General features: G+C 38.1%; 12 protein-coding genes. 5 read left to right on the top strand and 7 right to left on the bottom strand.

The features are described from left to right. Positions 1–203 precede the first annotated feature (203 nt). Positions 204–2444 (top strand): caspase family protein, encoded by a 2241-nt coding sequence (locus tag BC008_RS34460; RefSeq protein WP_027845196.1) that lies wholly within the window; start codon positions 204–206, stop codon positions 2442–2444. Here BC008_RS34460 and BC008_RS34465 read toward each other — a convergent pair. Next, complete coding sequence (locus BC008_RS34465; protein WP_027845197.1) at positions 2425–3321, bottom strand: alpha/beta fold hydrolase; 897 nt, start codon at positions 3319–3321, stop codon at positions 2425–2427. The two genes, BC008_RS34460 and BC008_RS34465, sit on opposite strands and share 20 nt — an antisense overlap. 142 nt (positions 3322–3463) lie before the next feature. Beyond that, complete coding sequence (locus BC008_RS34470; RefSeq protein WP_027845198.1) at positions 3464–3934, bottom strand: GNAT family N-acetyltransferase; 471 nt, start codon at positions 3932–3934, stop codon at positions 3464–3466. A gap of 185 nt (positions 3935–4119) precedes the next feature. Between BC008_RS34470 and BC008_RS34475 the strand changes: the two genes are divergently transcribed. Further along, entirely contained in the window at positions 4120–4698 is a 579-nt protein-coding gene (locus tag BC008_RS34475; RefSeq protein ID WP_027845199.1) for a TetR/AcrR family transcriptional regulator, read from the top strand. Between the two features lie 64 nt (positions 4699–4762). Here the strand turns inward: BC008_RS34475 and BC008_RS34480 are convergent, their stop codons facing one another. From BC008_RS34480 to BC008_RS49910, 3 genes are all read right to left on the bottom strand, one after another. Further along, on the bottom strand, positions 4763–5602 hold the full coding sequence (locus BC008_RS34480; RefSeq protein WP_027845200.1) for a nucleotidyl transferase AbiEii/AbiGii toxin family protein: 840 nt from the start codon (positions 5600–5602) through the stop codon (positions 4763–4765). Between the two features lie 125 nt (positions 5603–5727). Beyond that, positions 5728–6363, bottom strand: coding sequence for a hypothetical protein (locus BC008_RS34485; RefSeq protein WP_027845201.1), 636 nt, complete (start codon positions 6361–6363; stop codon positions 5728–5730). A 126-nt stretch (positions 6364–6489) separates the two neighbouring features. After that, positions 6490–6657 carry a hypothetical protein gene (locus BC008_RS49910; protein WP_161938193.1) on the bottom strand — a complete coding sequence of 56 codons (168 nt, stop codon included), beginning with the start codon at positions 6655–6657 and terminating at the stop codon, positions 6490–6492. 1428 nt (positions 6658–8085) lie between these two features. Between BC008_RS49910 and BC008_RS34490 the strand changes: the two genes are divergently transcribed. Then, complete coding sequence (locus BC008_RS34490) at positions 8086–12579, top strand: WD40 domain-containing protein (protein WP_058184229.1); 4494 nt, start codon at positions 8086–8088, stop codon at positions 12577–12579. 616 nt (positions 12580–13195) lie between these two features. Next, complete coding sequence (locus BC008_RS34495; RefSeq protein WP_058184231.1) at positions 13196–15007, top strand: TIR domain-containing protein; 1812 nt, start codon at positions 13196–13198, stop codon at positions 15005–15007. A gap of 312 nt (positions 15008–15319) precedes the next feature. Here the strand turns inward: BC008_RS34495 and BC008_RS34500 are convergent, their stop codons facing one another. Together BC008_RS34500 and BC008_RS34505 are read right to left on the bottom strand one after the other, a co-directional pair. After that, positions 15320–16516, bottom strand: a complete 1197-nt coding sequence (locus tag BC008_RS34500; protein ID WP_027844265.1) for an FG-GAP repeat domain-containing protein — start codon at positions 16514–16516, stop codon at positions 15320–15322. A 504-nt stretch (positions 16517–17020) separates the two neighbouring features. Further along, positions 17021–18208 carry an FG-GAP repeat domain-containing protein gene (locus tag BC008_RS34505; RefSeq protein WP_036266185.1) on the bottom strand — a complete coding sequence of 396 codons (1188 nt, stop codon included), beginning with the start codon at positions 18206–18208 and terminating at the stop codon, positions 17021–17023. A gap of 626 nt (positions 18209–18834) precedes the next feature. Here BC008_RS34505 and BC008_RS34510 point away from each other — a divergent pair. Beyond that, entirely contained in the window at positions 18835–20145 is a 1311-nt protein-coding gene (locus BC008_RS34510) for an aminopeptidase P N-terminal domain-containing protein (RefSeq protein ID WP_027844267.1), read from the top strand. Positions 20146–20368: the final 223 nt, after the last annotated feature.

The raw sequence follows: 20368 nt of genomic DNA on the forward strand, positions 1-20368 counted from the left end.
CTTATGCTATTTGACAGGGAATTTATTCTCTGGCGGGTGTGAATGCTAGTCGCGTTGGATGGTAGTAATTATTACGCCAAATTATACAGGTGCAAGATATAACTTAAGCAATTTATCACATTTACCTTTACAAAACTGCATATCCCCCACAATCCCCAGAAATATAAATAATCAAATAATCGAAAATCTATAATCTAAATCCTATGAAACGCCGTAATTTTATCCAATTTGCTAGTTCTGCATTAGCCACAGTTGGTATCAGTCAGTTGGATATTATGCAACAGGGGGATAAATATGCAAAAACCCTAGCAAAAAATTTCAGACGCAAATTAGCTCTACTTGTAGGAATTAATCAATACAACAATGGATTAAGTCCACTTGAGGGTTGTGTCAATGATGTAAGATTACAGGAACAATTATTAACCTACCGTTTTGGATTTAATCCCAAAGATATACTTACCCTCACTGACACACAAGCTACACGTCAAGGTATCCTGACTGCATTTGAAGAACATCTAATTAAACAAGCAAAACCTGGGGATATAGTAGTATTTCACTTTTCCGGACATGGTTCGCAAGTTGCAGATCCAGATAAAGATACTCCCGATGGACTTAACAGTACTTTAGTTCCTATTGATGCTGGATTCCCTGCAGGATATCCTTCTCAAGGTGGTAAGGTGCAAGACATAATGGGACATACGCTGTTTTTACTCATGTATGCATTGAAAACAGAAAATGTTACTTTTGTGTTGGATAGCTGCCATTCTGGAGGTGCAAAACGTGGTAATTTTGCTGTTCGCTCCCGTGATGGTGGGAAACAATTACAAGTTAGTTCCAACGAATTGGAATATCAGCGTCAATGGTTAAAACGCTTGAATCTTTCTCCCCAAGAATTTATTAAATTACGTCGTCAAAATATCGCGAAAGGGGTTGTTATAGCTTCCGCAAAACGGGAACAATTGGCGCTTGATGCTTCCTTCGATGACTTTTCCGCAGGTGCATTTACTTATCTATTTACTCAGTATCTGTGGCAACAACCAGAAAATCAATCCGTTAAAAGAATATTGGTTGATGTTAGTCGTAGTACTAATATATATTCCGATCGTAAAGGTTATAGTCAAATTCCAGAGTTGGAATTAAATGTAAAACAACCCAACCCATCACTTTACTTTACTTCTTTTAAAACTAACTATGCCGAAGCTGTAGTTACTAAAGTCAATGGCAACCAAGTAGAATTATGGCTAGGTGGAGTAGATTCCCAATCTCTGACAGCATTTGAGAAAGATGCAATCTTCACAGTTGCGGACGGTACAGGAAGAGGATTGGTAAAATTAGAATCCCGCCAAGGTTTGGTTGGGAAAGGTACCTTAATTGACACCTCACAATTACAAACAGGAACCTTATTGCAGGAAAAAATACGGGGTATTCCAGCCAATATAAAGTTAAATATCGGACTTGATGATGCTTTTGACAGTTATACCCTTGCTCAAGCAAAACAAGCCTTTCAAAGAATTAACCGCGTACTAGCTTCACCCCTGCGACAACAAGAGGTGCAATATATTTTTGGTGTGATGACTCAAGCTAGATATCAGGAATTAGAAAAACGTCCCATACCAAATCTTCCACCCATCGGTAGTTTTGGGTTATTTTTAGCAACATTAGATGAAATTGTCCCCAAATCTTTCGGAAACACAGGAGAAACAGTTACAAAAGCAATAGAACGCTTAACACCTAAATTTAAATCGCTTTTAGCTGCGCGAATTGTTAAACAAATGTTGGGTAATACCAATACTTCAAAAATAAAAGTTACCGCTTCAATGAACATTGCAGATACCCAAAAAGTAATCAGCGAAACTTTTCCAGTCAGGGGTGTAAGCAAAGATAAGAATCAAAGCATACCTGTAAAATTATCAGTAACTACAGAGAACGGTATTCCTAAACTACCTATTGGTACGCAAGTAGCATTTGAACTGGAAAATAAAGAATCTACGCCCCTTTACATTAGTATTCTAGTTATTGATGCAGCAGGTGAAATGGCGGTAATATTTCCCAATGATTGGAGTGTTTCCGAAGGTGCAGCGTTATTAGCAGCTGGTGAAAAGCGGATAATCCCGACCCAAAATGATGGCTTTAAGTTAACTGTTGGGAAACCATTTGGGATGACAGAAGCATTAATTATTGCTAGTACTGACCCATTGCGAAACTCCCTCAAAGTGCTTAAGGATATTGCTAAAAGAGGAGGTACAACACGTGGACCAGTTGCTCCAAATGATGATGAGGTTTTAGATATAACAGATAAATTACTTACAGATTTAGATGCTGCTACCCGTGGTGGGTTAAATGTGGAAGGAATACAGTTACCAGCAGGGGTGCGTGGTGTTGATACCGATAGACTTGCAGCGATGGCGATTGCATTTGATGTTGTTAAACAAAAAATGACTTGATTGCTACATCTATCGCCTCTACGAGGGCTGCAGAATGTATCCAACCAACAAAAGCTGCGTATTTGCACTTACCATCTTTGTTAGCAATGAATATATGTTTAACCCCAACTAGATTGTTCCAAATCCTGATACTACTTCCATCAGCGAAAGAAAATATAGTCTTTGCTTTAGGAAAATCACGCTCGCTAGCATCAGTAATACCTGGTACCGAACGGAAATACTCTACCAGTTCTGAAATGAGATTATCTGACGCGGGTAATGCTTCCCTGGGTTGGGACCAAAATTCTTCAATTTCTTTAACAACAGCAGAATGTGTCTTAAGTGCAGAGTGATTTATACCATCCAAACACACAAAATAAGCGTGTTTAAGCTTGGTAGACTCAATAGGAATAAGACCATCTCCACCACCTGTTATATTTCTAGCTACTACTAATGTAGGAATTACAGCTGTAATTTGCTCTGCTAGAATTCGACGATTTTTTCCAAGGTGTTTAGCCATACCAATATCCCAACCCAAGGGGTTAATAATTCGAGCTAAATCTGCACCACCTATAGGAACACCCAATAAGATTAGAGACTCAAATCGATTCCACCAATCTGGATGTCTAGATAATACTTCTACCCAAATCACACCTCCGAGTGATGTAGCAACCATTCGAGCAACCCTATCAGGATATTCCTTAAGTGCTTGTTCTGTAATTTTTTCAACTTTACGAATAAGAGGTTCAATCTCAAAAAGAGTTTTAATATATCCCAGATTTGGAGCAATAATAAGAGATTGAGGTGAAGCTACTCTATAAGCCAAGGCTTCCATAAGTTCGTTGTTATCCGTCATCCCATGTTGAGAAAACAGGATAAGCTTGGATTGAAAATGCATTAATTTAAAATGCGTTGAACAACTTACCTAATTTAGCTAAGCTGTATAATTAATGCCACTCCAAAATATTGGAATGTTTTGGATCCCCTACAGTTTGCTTGATAATTTTTTGTGTAAAAGGTAATTAAAAAAAGCTATCTAATTACCCCCCGTCGCCCAAAACCTTGCGATAAACAATCTTGTCATAACCCGCTTCATAAAAGTCGCGAATCCGCGCTTCCTCCTCATAACCGCACTTACAATAGAATTCTCGTGTGCGTTCAAAACTCGCCAATGTTTCTATCAAGAGCAAACGCCCTCCACGCTCCCTTAAGATTTGCTCGACATACCGTATCATCGCCGTACCACATCCTTGTCCTTGGCGATCAGGTCGGACAGCGAGAAAGAGTAGGTTCCAAGTTCCATTTGTCATCTTTTCCGGCGCACAGTAGGCGGCTGCAACTACTCCATTATCATCATCAGTCAACCAGAAATCACCGCTCTCATTTTCGCTATTGAAGTAATCAGTTAGCATTTTGCTCAATTCCTCAAGTTCGTTCGGCTCAAAACCGATCGCCGCATTAGCTAAAGCGAGTAGTGCATTCGTGTCATTGGGTACGGTCGGTCGAATCATAACAAAATCCCCATAAGTGTAAAATTAATAACAAAGAATATCCAAGTCTTGTCAGCAAAAAACTTCAGCAGGAATTAGGTAAAAATAAAAATTACAACAGTTGTTATGTAGCCATAAAAACATAACAACTGTTGCTATAATACGTCAACATGATTATTTGATATTGTTGCAAACCAAGGAGAACTATGAGTTATGATGATCGCCGTATTGAGGTTGCTAAAGCCGCATGGCGGGTGATTGTCCGCGAAGGGTTAGATCGCGCCAGCATGCGGGCGATCGCTCAAGAACTTGGCTCCTCCACTGGAGTTGTCACCCACTACTTTCGAGATAAGGAAGAACTTACCTTGTTTGCCCTAGAACTAGTATTTGCAAGCGTTCTAGAGGATATTAAAGTTTGTGGTGAGGGGCGGAAAGGAGTTGAAAGGCTAGAGCAAATTATTTTTTCGGCTCTACCTTTGAAAGCTAATGATAGAGATGACTGGAAGGTTTGGACCGCATTTTTGGGCTATTCAACCGGGCGCGAACGCCTAATTAAGGAACACCAAAAACGTTATCAATTTTTACAGGAAATTCTTTGTAAAGAGTTAGCCGACTTACAAACAGCCAAACTTATTCGAGCCGATCTCGATCTAACCCTGGAAGCCAATGCACTCATCGCCTTAGTGGATGGAATTGGTACCGGAGTCGTTATCAACCCCGAGCAGTTTTCTGCAGAGCAACAAGAGTACCTAGTACGGCGACATATCAATACTTTACTGAAATAAATTTGAGTGCTGGCAGTAAATTTCGAAAGGCTTTTAAGACTAACAAATAAGGTATTTGTCAGCCCTAAATCATTGATTTCACAATACTTTCCCATTTTTGCGTCACTACAGCCACAATTGACAGAAAATCTTCTGGCATTATTTGTTCTTTCTGGCGACGAGTATACCATTTCCATTTACTGCGATTTTTGCTTTTGTCCCACCACTGCGGCGTAGATAAAAGATAATAAACTTCTTCTAAAGTAGTATTACGACTGCTGAAAGCTGTAGCAATTGCTGATTTAACTATGGTTTCATCTAGCTCGATCTTTTTAGTAAATAGCATTAGATCGTATAAGTCTTTAGGTCTCCACCGCTTGATTCCTTGTTCCACCAGACCATGTAGTTTCCAGCCAAACATTATCTCTGGACTTGCAGTCTGTAGTTTGACCTTTTCAGTAGTCAACATTGGATACTCGATCCATTGTGCTGCTGGTACTAATGGATCTCCAAAACCAACATCTATTTGGATGTTTTTCTGATATTCTTCGAACGCTGCGTTGATATTAATTCGTACCCCTGGAAATTCAGTTTCTAACCAAATTCCTGTAACCTCCAAGGAAGAAATATCCAATGTTACTCCATCTCCAAAATTGTTATTTTGGAAAACATGTCGGAATTTTTCCCCTGTAACTTCAATACTGAAAGGGTACAAAGCAAGAAAATCAACATCTTCAGCAATTCGTCGTCCTGGTTCAACCCAAAGTCGGGTAAGCATTCCACCACGTAAAACTAATTCATCAACATAAATTGAATCAGAAACTCGGCGCAAAATACTTTCAAGTAGGTGGTAATTCAACACCTCACTGGAGGGACGACTTGTAATATCAGCAATTTTTAATAATTTGTCTTTAATTTCTTTCATCGTTCATACTGCTTGACTCAGTTCAACTTCTTAGAATCCTGTAAGGCTGGGTATTACCAGTATCTATTTGAATTTAATTGAAAAAATTAACTGCAGATATTTACCCCTACAGGAATTTTGCTGATTTAAGATACTTGCATCCAACCAGCATCTAAACTTAAGTTGCTGTCATACACAGTATATTCTCTTTGTTGTTGAGAAAGTTGGAATCCTTTTGATTTGAGTAATCTAAGTAAATTATCAAAGTGTTTTTGAGCAGATCTGTATCCCACACCATATATTCGCATGGTAATAAATCGTTCTTGTTGTCCGTCAACCAATCGCTTAAAAGTATTTCTAGATAAATGAGCATCGTGCTGCAAACAATACCTTCTAAGAACTTCTAAATTCTTATCTGCGGACAAAATCACTTTGACGTGAAACTCAAAATAATTACTTTTAGGTAATCTCTGCGCTTCAATATCCGAAACTGGAACATCTCGGTTATTCACCATCGCCTCAATTTTAATGCGATTAACTTCAAAATTCCTATTTGCTAATTTTTGTGCGATCGCATTAACTTCTTGTAGTACGTTTTTTAAACTGCCATGATGATAGGATGCAGTCATGGGCTGAGAACAAGTTACACCTTGAGGTAACTCAATCGAGACGCACTTAACTTTGAGAGCTTCGCACAGCGAATTGAATTTTTCCAGTGAGGCTAAATCATCTGCTTTGGTAGTAATATGTGCTTCAAATGTACCTGCATAACTGGGCTGCATTAGCTAGTAAAAGGGTAGTATCCAAAGTTTGTAGTTTGGTAATGACATTTTTACTTACCTGAAAATCTTTGTACTACAACAATACTACGTAGAGAATGGAATTGCAAGCATCTCCAATTATGCTTTTTATAACGGATTGTGAGTAAGTGAGGTAAAGTTGAAAAGCTGAAAGTCTTTTACCAAAAGGATTACACTTCTGACTTCTGACTCCTGACTTCTGCTATTTAGTACAGCGATCGCTGCTTCAAGGGAAGATAAAACGTACATTTTACCGCCAAGACCAAGACTCAACAAAAATTGCGACCCCCAGCATCAATAGGACTACGATTCCCAATCGCCATAGCAGATTGATTGTAAACCAGAATACTGGAATCGAAATGATCGATATACTAAAACTTGTGGAAATGATGCAAGTAAAGATAAAAGCAATGCTTGCTAGAAAGAAGTATTTAAGAGATTTATAACTCCATCTGAAAAATAAACTGTGTTCGTTAGTTGTGGTTTTCATGGGGCTATGTTGGTAAATGAATTTTGATTGATTCTGAGTTTTCAGTCCCTATTTGCAATAAATGTGTCTAGTAGCACAAGTTGAAACTGGGACTTTTAATTCAAAACTTCCAAGTCCGGGATTTCTCAGTTCAAGATTTCTCAATTCAAGACTTCGATTTTGAGTCTTGGGAAATGGGTTGAGTGTTTGGTTGCAACTCAGTTTCTTGGAAATTATTGTTAGTTAATAGAAAGATGCAACCAATCAACGCACATAAAATTAAAAAACTACTAAATCGATGTCTGCGAAAGGAATAATCCTTTCCGCACTTTACACAGACGTGTCTGTAAGGATCTAAAGGATCGCTAGTAAACGGACAATAACCTTGATTACACTTATGATTGCAATTACTTGAACTCATCAGACTATAATCTTTGCTCTTTGTTTTCCAATATCATGCTTCGGAAATTCATAAGCAAATCTTTAAATAGGGTCATCACCTATTCCCTAAAGAAACTTACAAAAACCTGATGATATAAGCTTGAAAGAAAGTTGATTGATATGCTGAGTACAGAATAATTTGCCTAGGAAAAACGCCGAGGATTTGCAAAGCAATTACCTAAAATGATTTACAATAAGGTTTTGGGCCCTTAGGAAAAACTTCCAAAACTTAATCTATGACAAAATATAAATTTTTCTTATACAAACTTAAATTAAATTCTAAGTAGGTTAGTAAGAATAAAAAGAGCTATGTGAGATTATTTAAGATAGCTACAATCTTTGCTATTGTCTACCCCTAACTGATACGATACGCTGCGCGTTAATCTTTGTTTTTATTTCATACAATTTTTGTGTATTACCTGGTTCCAAGGCTCAGCCTGGGGACCCATAGCAAGAGGCTCTGCCTCTTTATCATATAGGAGGCGGAGCCTCCAATACTGTATTCCTTGGCAGAGACAAGGAACAAGTTGTGTCACAGATTTTGTATGAAATTTAATCTCCTTTTACCGAAGGTGCTACCAAAAACCCACAGAGTTAACAGCAAGCACACTTAGCCCGAAATTTTGGGGGTGAACAAAACTTTGCATCCACCGACTCGTACTGTGACTTTAAGACTTTTACACCGATGATTAACAAATTTTTGAATTTTGACTTATGTCCTACGGACGCGCTGCGCTAATGAATTTTGACTTGCGCACAGCGAAATAACATTATTGGGGGTAAAAATTAAGAATATGACTAATGTTAGTAAAGGATTATTAGCTAAAAAATATGCCGAGAATCTCGTTGAAGCTTTACTACAATTTGCGTCAAAGCAAAACCAATCGTATTCTGTAATGCAGGAAATTAAAGTTGAATGGATTGGTAAGAACCAATTGCTTGTGACTGGAGTAAGCATAGATAAAAAAGGTAAGAAATGTGAAGGTACGACATTAAAAGTTTTACAAGACCTAATTCAAAATAATAATCCGCAATTAATAACTAGTACTAGAGCTAAAATTAAAGCTAAAAGTGAGAAAGATATTGAAAGATATATTATTGAACACATACGAAATTCTATTAGATATTTAGAAGAATTAAAATTATTAAAAGACCAACGTCCAAGAAATCGTGAAGGTAAAGTAGCAGGTACACCCTACTGGACATTTAAGTTGATTAATCTCAAGGATAATGGAACCCTAGAAGAAAATTTGGAAAAGGTAAGAAAAAAACTAGAAATTCCCCCATCACAAAGTTACTTACTTGATCGCAATTTAATTAATACAAGGACTGAACAAAATTCTCCACTTTCACCTCGCAATTCTGGGAAAATGTCCGGGGAGATTATTCTATGTTCTAACTTAAACACCTTAGCTCAACAGATGAGGGGTTGGTTTGACACCTTGGGTTATCATTTTGAGAAACATGAAGTTTGGCAAGATAGTTATTTTGAGTGGATTATTAATATTCCGGTCAGACGTAACCGATATGACCGTGTTTTTATAAGTGGAATTACGGGGGAATTAGGTCTTAAAGATGTAAGGGTTTTAAGCTCAAAAGTTAAAGAAAAACGTACTGATGAAGGTTGGTTGGTAACCGACAGACGTATTAGTAAAGCGGCGCATTCTGAAATTAGAAAAGAAAAAAATCACAATTTAGAGTGTTTTACCTTTGATGAACTTGTAGCAATAGATGCAGATTTTAGTTGTTATCTCAATTGGTTAGAAGCAGAAGTCAAAAAAAGGGGAATCGATAAATGCTATGTACCTTTGGCTTGTAGGAAAGAAGAATTAGATCCAGTTACTAAGGCTCGCCTTGGAGTTAGTTATTATACAGAAGAAGATGGTTGGATTGATGGTTATATTGATCGTTGGTTAGATGATCCAGCCAAGGAGCATATTTCAATATTAGGTGAGTTTGGCACTGGTAAAACCTGGTTTGTCTTACATTACGCTTGGGTCGCATTACAACGATATCGAGATGCAAAACACAGAGGTGTTCAACTTCCCCGCTTACCTTTAGTGATTTCTTTAAGAGATTACGCAAAAGCGGTAGATGTGGAATCTTTATTTTCTAGGTTTTTCTTTCGTCAGCATGAAATACCTATACCCGGATATTCAGCTTTTGAGCAACTCAATCAAATGGGGAAACTGTTGCTGATCTTCGATGGTTTTGACGAAATGGCTTCGCGGATCGACCGTCAGGAGATGATTAATAATTTTTGGGAATTAGCGAAAGTTGTGGTTCCCGGAGCGAAGGTGATTCTAACTTGTCGCACGGAGCATTTCCCAGAAGCACGGGAAGGACGGGCTTTGTTAAATGCAGAATTACAAGCTTCTGTTGCACATTTAAGCGGAGAAACACCGCAATTTGAAGTATTAGAACTGGAGAAATTCAACAAGGAGCAAATTCGTCAACTATTATCCCATCAAGCGCAAGATGTAACGGTAGAGAAGGTGATGGGAAACTCGGAATTATTAGATTTAGCTCGTCGTCCGGTAATGACCGAATTAATTTTGGAAGCATTACCAGATATCGAAGCTGGTAAACCTGTAGATATGTCCCGGGTGTATTTATATGCAGTAAAGCAAAAAATGCAGAGGGATATCAAAGTCGAACGTACCTTTACTTCCCTTGCAGATAAACTGTATTTTCTGTGTGAATTATCCTGGGAAATGCTCTCTACTGACCAAATGAGCCTAAACTACCGCCAATTTCCTGATCGTATTCGCCGGTTATTTGGTGCGACCGTTCAGGAACAGAAGGATTTAGACCATTGGCATTACGATATGATGGGGCAAACCATGCTAATTCGTAATGCTGATGGTGATTATACTCCGGCACATCGATCTTTGTTAGAGTTTTTTGTAGCGTATAAATTTGCAGCCGAATTCGGAGTTTTGGCTGATGATTTTACTGAATTGGCTCAGGCACAAAGATATTTAAACAATAACCCACCGACTTATTATACTTGGTCGTCCTATTTTCGCCGTCATGTTGATGCAAAGGAGAATATTGTCTCGATAGCGCCATTACAAGCATTTGTCAGGGAGTCCTTGGAAAAATTGCTCGAGACAGTTGGGAGAAGACCATTGACAAAAGCAGTGATGGATTTGTTGGTACCGATGGTAGGGGATTATCAAGCCTTGGTTAAGGTCCTTGAAGGAAAGAGAGAGAAAAGTGAAGATGAGGTGGGTTATGTTGGAGGAAATGCGACGACATTGGCGCTCAAGGTTGATAAGAGAGCCTTGGAGGGCAGAGACTTAAGCGGCTTAGTGATTAAAGGGGCAGATTTTAGTGGCGCAAGTTTGAGAAATGTTAATTTTGTCAAGACAAGTCTAAAAGATTGTATTTTTACTAAAATCTTCGGTATTGTTTTGTCTGTAGCATTTAGCCCTGTTAACACAAAGTCTCCACAGGGAATAGGCACAGTTTTTGCGACTGCTGATATTAATGGTCTGATTAGTTTATGGGAAGCTACTAGTGGCAGAGAAATTTTCACCTGTTTTGGGCACAGCAGTTCAGTATTTTCCATTGCTTTTAGTCCGGACGGGATGATTCTTGCTAGTGGAAGTAGAGACCAAACGGTGCGACTGTGGGATCTTAGCAGTGGCGAATGCCTCCACACCTTTGAGGGACATACCGATTGGGTATATTCTGTCGCTTTTAGTCCAGACGGGAAAATTCTTGCTAGTAGTAGTAGAGACCAAACAGTGCGACTGTGGAATCTCAGCAGCAGGGAATGCCTTCACACCTTGAAAGGGCACACCAATTGGGTATACTCTGTGGCATGGAGTCCTCAAGGTAATACCTTTGCCAGTGGTAGTAGAGACCGGACGATACGATTATGGGATCTCAGCAGTGGCGAATGCCTTCACATCTTACAGGGGCACACCAATTCAATATATTCTGTGGGATGGAGTCCTCAAGGTGATACCCTCGCCAGTGGCAGTGGGGATCAAACGGTGCGGTTATGGAATCCCAGTAACGGCGAATGTCTTCATATATTAAAAGGACACGCAAATTCCATATATTCCGTAGCATGGAATCCTCAAGGCGGTATCCTTGCCAGCGGTAGTGAGGATGAAACGTTGCGACTATGGGATCTCAGTAGTAGGGAATGTCTCTACACCTTGGAGGGACATACTGATTGGATATATTCTGTGGCATGGAGTCCTCAAGGTGATACCCTTACCAGTAGTAGTGGGGATCAAACTATTCGGTTGTGGGAACCAAGCAACTACAAATGCTTCTACACCTTGCAGGGACACACCAGTTCGATATATTCTGTAGCATGGAGTCCTCAAGGTGATACCCTTGCCAGTAGCAGTGGAAACCAAACAGTGCAATTGTGGGATCTCAAAAGTGATAGATGTCTCCAAGCCTTGCAGGGGCATAACAGTTCCATATACTGCCTAGCATGGAGTCCTTATGGTGATATCCTCGCTGTTGGTAGCATAGACCGAACTGTAAGGTTATGGGAACTCAGCAGTGGTGAATGCCTCCAGATATTGAGGGGACACACCAATAAGGTACGTTCTGTAGCATGGAGTCCTCAAGGTGATACTTTTGCCAGTGGTAGTGACGATCTAACTATTCGCCTCTGGAAACTCAATAGTGGTGAATCTATCCACACTTTGCAAGGACACACTGATAAGATACGTTCTGTAGCATGGAGCCCTCGAGGTGATATTCTTGCTAGTGGTAGTGATGACCAAACAGTTCAACTGTGGGAACTCAATAGTGGTGAATCCATCCAGATTTTAAAGGGACATGCCAGTATAGTACGTTCCGTCAATTTTAGCCCAGACGCAAAAATTCTTGCCAGTTGTAGTGATGACCAAACAGTAAAACTGTGGGAAATTAGCACTGGCAAATGTCTTTCCACCTTGGAAGGACACACAAACAAAGTACGTTCTTTGGCATGGAGTTCCCAAGGTGATATCCTTGCTAGTGGTAGTGAAGATAAAACAGTGCGGCTGTGGAAAATTAGCACTGGCAAATGTCTTTACACCTTGGAAGGGCACACTAACTGGGTGCGCTCCGTAGACTTTGGCCCAAATAGCTCTATTGTCGCTAGTGGTAGTGAAGATGGTACAGTGAGATTTTGGGATGCGAACACAGGTAAATGTGTAAAAATTCTCAAAGGTGAGAAACCCTATGAAGGCATGAATATTAGTGGTGTGAAAGGTTTAACGACTGCAGAGATTGTTACACTCAAAGCATTGGGCGCGATAGTGGGTGATTAAACTCGTATTCCAGTAATTCCGATTTGATACTTAGGGTCTGCTGAAAAAGTAATGAAAAAGAAGATAAGGATTGGTTAATTATTTGAGGAGTATTTGAATATAAGTTTTTATTGTATTAGATGACCAAAATCATAATTTTTGATGATTGCGGACTCTAAAAAAATTATAATTTTGACCGAAGACAGCGGCGAAACTTTAAATGCGTGCAGCACAAACAGTGTTGAAAAATAGATACAAAAAAGCACGAAATAAACATAACAGATAAGTAGGGTTAGCGGGGGGGGCGTTTCGTTTAGAATCGTGCTATGATTACGCTTCAAATCAGATTGATCTCAGTGGTGACAAGTTAAGATGACAAAGTATTTGTCAATAAGCAATAATGCTTAAAAGTTTGGACGAGATAGAGGTGAAAAACACGATTTTTCAGTTTTCTGTCACGTCAGATTTAATAGCATTGCTTATGCGTGCTTAAGGGAAAACAAAAAATAGTTATCCCAACTTTGTCTTAGCCCTACTGGACTAAGCCGCCATGCACCTCGCTTTTACGAGTAATCATCGTATCTTAAGTTCTCACGAATGTCAATTAAACATTTATATCGTCGTGAATCTTCAAATTATGGGCAACTATCGTCAAAATCACAGACCACAATTATTTATTAGCCACTCAAATGAAGATTATGCATTTGAAAGAATCTATCGTAAAAAATTGTGTAGTTGGTTTAAAAAAAAAGGCTTTAAACCGTGGTTATCAAAAGAGGAGGGGAGAATTAATACAGAATGGGTAGTCAAACTTGTTAAGGGACTGCAAAAATCTGATTACTTTTTCCTTGCAATTTCAGGAAAATCTAACAATTCCAAATGGGTACGGGCTGAAATTGATGCATGGCATTTGATGTGTGGTTTAAGCAAAATATATAATATTATTCCATTTGATATTGGCGATGAAGAATATAAACCTAACGAATTCCACCCTGCTATTTCTTCTATTGACTGGGTGAAATATATTTATAAGCGGGATGATAGTATTACTAAACTCGATAAATATATCTCAGAAATCTATGATTCATCAAATAATAGTATTCATTTTACTAAAGCAAAAACAACAAATTGTGGTGAATTTGCTGAAAAACTAATAAAAATATTAGCTAAATTAGATGCTCCCTTGTTTTGGCAATGTGCCGACTATGCATATAAATATTTTTTAAAGGATGTAAAGGAGGATATAGAGACTAGGAAAATTCTAGATCATAATAGCTCTGATAAAAAAGCTTTTGATTACAACTTTTTCAAGGCTTTCTGTATGACGATGAAACTATCTTATCTTTGGCCTGATAAGAACGTTGTAGTCAATAAATTTATTTTTCGCTTATATGCTTATTTAAGATGTTTATTCGAGTTAGGAAAAACAAAAAATATAAAAACAAAGCAGATATTAGAAGAAATAAAAGAAATATTTGAAATCACTCAAAATCCTTATTATAATTGTGAAGAAGAAATCCAAAAATATCAAAAAGAATACCAAGAGGCTCGTAGGCATTTATTGACAACTGATATCGAAGAATCAAGTCATAGCAAACAATTTAAAATTGATTTTTTTAACACAATTAAAGACCAACAAACAAAAGCTACACAAGAGGAAAAAGGAGGAGAAACTTTTCGGCTCCAGGATGAGCAATTAGACTCTATCAATACAGCCATTTACCTGCGCCGTCCTTTAATAGTAAAAGGAAGACCAGGAGTAGGCAAAAGTTATTTTGCTTACGCGATTGCACATAATTTGAATTTAGGAAAAGTCTTGCGATGGAATATTACAACTCATTCTACTTTAACAGAAGGTCTCTACAGTTATGATGCAGTAAGGCGGCAATTAGAAATAGGTTGGTATTTTCAAAATTTAGAATGTAACCAACAAGAAAATGAACAGTTTGATGATATTGGTAAATATGTACGATTAGGGACATTAGGAACAGCTTTTTTCCAAAGTAAAAGGAATAAACCCAGAGTTTTGCTAATAGATGAAATTGATAATAGTAGTATTGATTTACAGAACAATCTTTTGAAGATTTTTGCAGAAGGACAATTTTATATTCCTGAGTTAGCCCAGATAAAAAAGCAGCAACCAAAGGTAAAAGTGTTTACTTATGAGAATGAAGAAGTAGATATCGAAGGAGGAGAAATTATTTGTGAAGAATTTCCTATTGTAATTTTGACGAGTAACGATGAGTGCGATTTACCTCTAACTTTTTTAAATCGCTGTATCTGCTTAAATATGCCAGAACCTGATAAAGAACCCCTCCAATTAAATATGCCAGAACCTGATAAAGAACCCCTCCAAAAAATTGTTAATACTGACTTTGAACAAAACGAAGAAAATTCCGAAAAAGCTAAATATACCATTGGTAGAGATTTACAACAACTCAGTAATTAAAGTGTGTCTTTTAGTCGGACTCAGACAAAAACAAGGAGGTAAAAGCCTCAAATCCACTCATGACAAGATATTAGCTTCAAACCCTAAAAAATAGCTCTTAGCAAAGCGTGGTGTTAGTCATAACCTGGATATACCAGGAAAATATATGATTGATTTAAGTACAATCTTCACATGTTAAGCTTTGAGGTTGTATTACTCCAAAAAAATGTCTAAGTCCCGATTTTAAAAGTTCAGAATATTTGCAGTAATAATAAGCGCAGAGTGCATACATCTAAATGCTTATTGCTTATCTTCACTAATTTCTAAGTCCTATTAATAAACCACCCACTCAGTCGAAACTTCAGAAATCTGTGCTTCCGTAATCGTTGTACCATCGACAAACCAAATATCGTTCTGTTGTGTTTGGGAATTACGCCAAAAAACATCTGTTTTCCCATCACCGTTGTAATCCCCAAGGGAAGGACTCCACCCAGGATCGTTACTGGGGAAGAAAGCAGAGGTAGTTTTTTCCGTACCATTCATCAACCAAGCTGTATTTTCCCCGGTTACTTCATTACGCCAGAAAATATCAGTCTGACCATCGCCATTGAAATCGCCCACACTGGGTTTCCAAGAAGCATCAAGATTATCTAGAGAACCACTCAAGAATAAAATTCCGTTCATCAACCAAATAGTATTTTCCCCAGTAGTTTCATTACGCCATAAAAGGTCAGTACGGGAATCACCATTGAAGTCTCCCAAAGTATAATTCCATTGCGAATCTACATCAGACAATGAAAATTCCGAAGTATCAGTACCATCAACAAACCAAATTTCATTCTCACCAGCAGTTTGGTTGCGCCAAAAAATATCTGATTTACCGTCACCGTTAAAATCGACAATGCTAAAAGACCAGGAAATATCAGTTGTTTCCAAAAAAGCCGCTGTTGTTACATTACTATTTTCGATAATCCAAACAGCATTTTCACCTGTTTGATTATTGCGCCAAAATATATCGCTGCTATTATCGCCATTAAAATCAACAATGCTAGCAGACCAAGTAGGATCGATACGATCTAAAGCAATTTCTGAAGTAATACTTTTACCATCAATCAACCAAATTAAATTCTCACCAGTTTGAGTATTACGCCAGAGAATATCTGTTTTATTATCGGCGTTAAAATCAGCAAACTGTAAATCCCATTCCAAGCCAATTGCGGAAATGGAACCAGCATCAATATTAGTATTATCAACTAACCAAATAGTATTTTCACCGGTTTGGGTATTGCGCCAAAACTTATCATTTTTCCCATCACCATTAAAATCTATAAAGTTGCTAACGTCGCTAAAAGTTGGATTGGGGTTTTGATTTGCAGTTGCAGAAACATTGTTTTCCTGCAGTCCAGATTGAGAAGCACCGGTCAAATGCAGATCCGTATTTAAAGCAGATTTATTGGAAACAACATCATTTAAATTTGTTGACGTTGATAAAACAGTATTTGTAGAAGGGGATTTAATAAGAGAAGACATCAGGTATTTTTAGGGACGATAGTTATAAATTTTTAAAGGTTTTGAATTTATATTTCTGTAAATTGATAACATATATCCATTTGACAAAAATGTTTATCTCGGTCACTTAGAAAAAGTTAGGATTTACGCAACCAGCACATTTTTTTGTAGGGTGTGTGACACTTAGAGTAAACTTGAACGTATTAATAAGGTTCTTAGTGTCACGCACCACCAGTATATTGTGACAATTGCGTAAGTCCTGAAAGTATCAAAATGTTTGCAGAATTTATATTCTAGGTTTTGCGATATCGCGACTGAATATTGGTTGATAAATAAATCTGCGATTACTTGTAGAGACGTAACATGTTACATCTCTCCAGAATTCTCTGGGAAACAAATTAATGGGATATATCGCCCACCTCGCGTATAATTACAAGGCAGAGAGAGCCTCTTACTATGGGTTCCAAGGCTGAGCCTTGGAACAAAACAAATCGACCAAATTAACTTTACTTCCGCGCAGCGGTACTAGCTAAGAGACCATTCTGGAGGAGCAGTTTGTAATGGAACCTCTTGAGCAATTTGACCACCACTCATCAACCAAGCGACATCTTCACCTGTTTCGCTATTACGCCACAAAATATCGAAACTACCATCACCGTTGTAATCACCAACACTTGATTCCCAACCTGTACCCAGGGTTTTTAGAGGAGATTCAGAAAATTCCGAACCATTGAATAACCAAACAGTATTTTCACCTGTTTGGGTATTATGCCAGAGGATATCAGTTTTACCATCACCATCAAAGTCAGCAACACTTGATTCCCATTCCGAACCCAATGCTGTTAAAGGTGTTTCGCTGACATTAGTACCATTCAATATCCAAAGAGTATTTTCTCCCGTAGCTTCATTATGCCAGTGGATATCGGTAAGCAAATCGCCGTTAAAATCCCCTACTTCATAAGTCCATCCAGCACCATAGGTTGGTAAAGCCTCAGGAGTTGCTTGGGTACCGTTCATCAACCAAACCTGATTCTCACCAGTAGATTCGTTGTGCCAAAAAATATCAGTACTAGTGTTCAAGTCAGAAACAACCACAGTGGGAGTCCAAGAAGCACCAGTTTCCGGTAAAGCAGCAGCCTCGACTACCGTAGTTCCATTCATGATCCAAGCAGAATTCTGACCATCTTGCTGATTATTCCACAAAATATCAGATATTCCATCGCCATTAAAATCACCAATTCTACCTCTAGAACCTGCACTCACAGGCTCCAAAGCTTGCTGTTCAGTAATATTTGCACCATCCATGACCCAAATAGTACTTTCTCCAGTTTGACTGTTATACCAAAAAAGGTCAGTTTTACTATCACCGTTAAAATCTGCAAACTCATATTCCCATTCGGAACCGAGAGTACCAACGGTTGTAGTTGTTGTATCGGCTAATATAATTGCAACCTCACCAGTCTGTGAATTGCGACCAACGAGGTCAGTATTACCATCACCATCAAAATCAGGATTAACAGTAGGATTATTTAAAACAGGATTAGGATTTTGCAAAGAGTTTGCATTTTCTCCTCCTACAAGTGCTTGAGAAGAACCGTTTAGATTTAAAGTAGTGTCTACTAAATCGTTTTTCTGAGAATTAAAACCATTTGTTGATATCGAAGTTGACAATTTTTGGTTTGTTTTCGCAGAGTTGTTTCCAAATGCCAGCATAATTTTTTTTCACAAGTATTGGCTATAAATCTATTAATAATCATTTTGGATTTTTTTTTGTTATACCGGAACATCTAAAAAATACTTTAAAGTTAACCCAATAACTGTTGATATTTTACATATTATTCTGTAGTTTTAATTGCTGAAAATCATCTTAAATTCAGCATAATTTATCATCAAAAATAGTGAATAAATTTGATATATATAGATACAAATAATGAAGCAAAATACCTAGATAAGTTAGTTCAAGCTGACATATTAACTCGGTGATATTAATTATGAGGTAAAGCCTAGATTATTGAATTTTGATATAATTTGTTCCTTGTCTCTGGCAAGGAATACCTCATTGGAGGCGGAGCCTCCAGTCTGGATAAGAAACGGAGCCTCTTCCTATGGGTTCCCAGGCTGAGCCTGGGAACGAGATAAAAGATAAGAGAAAAGTTATATGAATAAAATATGGAAATTATAACAAAGTCAACAGCCTAGACAGAGCCTTCAATAAGATGCTCCTTGCTAGAGAAAAGAAACAAGTTATGACTTGTAGATTTACAGTCAATACAAAGTTCATAATACAAAGTTAAAATATCAAAATAAGTATCATCATAATTTGAGTTATTAACGTGAGTATCTATACAGAATATCAGCAACGTCGCCAGCAATTAATGTCAAAAATTGGTAATGGTACAGCTATTTTTTGTAGCGCACCGATGGCGGTGATGCATAATGATGTTGAATATGTATTTCGTCAAGATAGCGATTTCTTTTATCTCACAGGATTTAACGAACCAGCAGCAGTTGCAGTCTTAGCACCCCATCATCCAGAACATAAATACGTTTTATTCGTCCAACCTAAAGATAAAAAGATTGAAATTTGGACCGGTTATCGCTGTGGGGTGGATACAGCAAAGGAAATTTACGGTGCAGATGAAGCATATTCCATTGAAGAATTAGATGAAAAATTACCCGAATATTTGAAAAAAGCTGATCGCATCTACTGTCATTTGGGACGCGATCGCAATTTCAATGATAAAATCCTTAACCATTGGCAACGCTTAATGCGAATATACCCGAAACATGGTACCGGACCAATTGCAATTGAAGATACTGGTCCAATTCTCCACGGGATGAGACTAATCAAAAGTGAAGCTGAATTGGAATTAATGCGCAAAGCTGCAGATATTTCAGTGGAAGCACATAATCGTGCAATGGAATTTACTCAACCCGGACGATATGAATATGAAGTTCAAGCAGAAATGGAACATATATTTCGTCTGCGGGGTGGGATGGGACCGGCTTATCCTTCCATTGTCGCCTCTGCTGATAATGCCTGTATACTGCACTATATTGAAAATAATCGGCAAATGCAGGATGGAGAATTATTATTAATTGATGCTGGTTGTTCCTACGGCTACTACAATTCTGATATTACTCGGACATTTCCCGTGGGTGGTAAATTCACAGCAGAACAAAAAGCATTATATGAACTAGTTTTAGAAGCACAAAAACAAGCGATCGCTCAAGTCAAACCTGGAAATCCATATAATTTAATTCACGATACAGCCGTACAGGTGTTAACAGAAGGCTTAGTGGAATTAGGTTTACTTGTGGGTGAAGTTGAGCAATTAATTGAGGAACAAAAGTACAAATCATTTTATATGCATAGCACCGGTCATTGGTTGGGCTTAGACGTCCATGATGTGGGAGTTTATAAATATGGTGAGGACAACCCGCAAATTTTACAACCAGGTCAAGTACTCACAGTAGAACCCGGACTTTACATCGTACCAGACACCGAACCAGATGAAGAGCAACCAGAAATCGATCCCCGTTGGGTTGGAATCGGGATTCGCATTGAAGATGATGTATTGGTAACACCAAACGGACATGAAGTTTTGACTGCTGGTGTTCCCAAAGAAATTGCAGACATGGAAAAATAAGCATCAAAGTGGGTAGTATTCCTAATTTTTTGCATAATGCAAGTAAAATATTCCACAGAAAAACCTAAATTCCGATTTGCGGAGAAGAGATTGAAAAGTTTATTTTATCAGTGAATGCATAAAAGCTAGGTACAGGAAATTTCGGGTCAGTGAGGTTGGAGCAGCTAGAAATCAGCTTTAAGGCATTATCTACTGCTATTAGCATAGCGTGACGGTAGGTCAT

It is taken from the genome of Mastigocoleus testarum BC008 (genome assembly GCF_001456025.1).
Taxonomy (GTDB): Bacteria; Cyanobacteriota; Cyanobacteriia; order Cyanobacteriales; family Nostocaceae; genus Mastigocoleus; species Mastigocoleus testarum.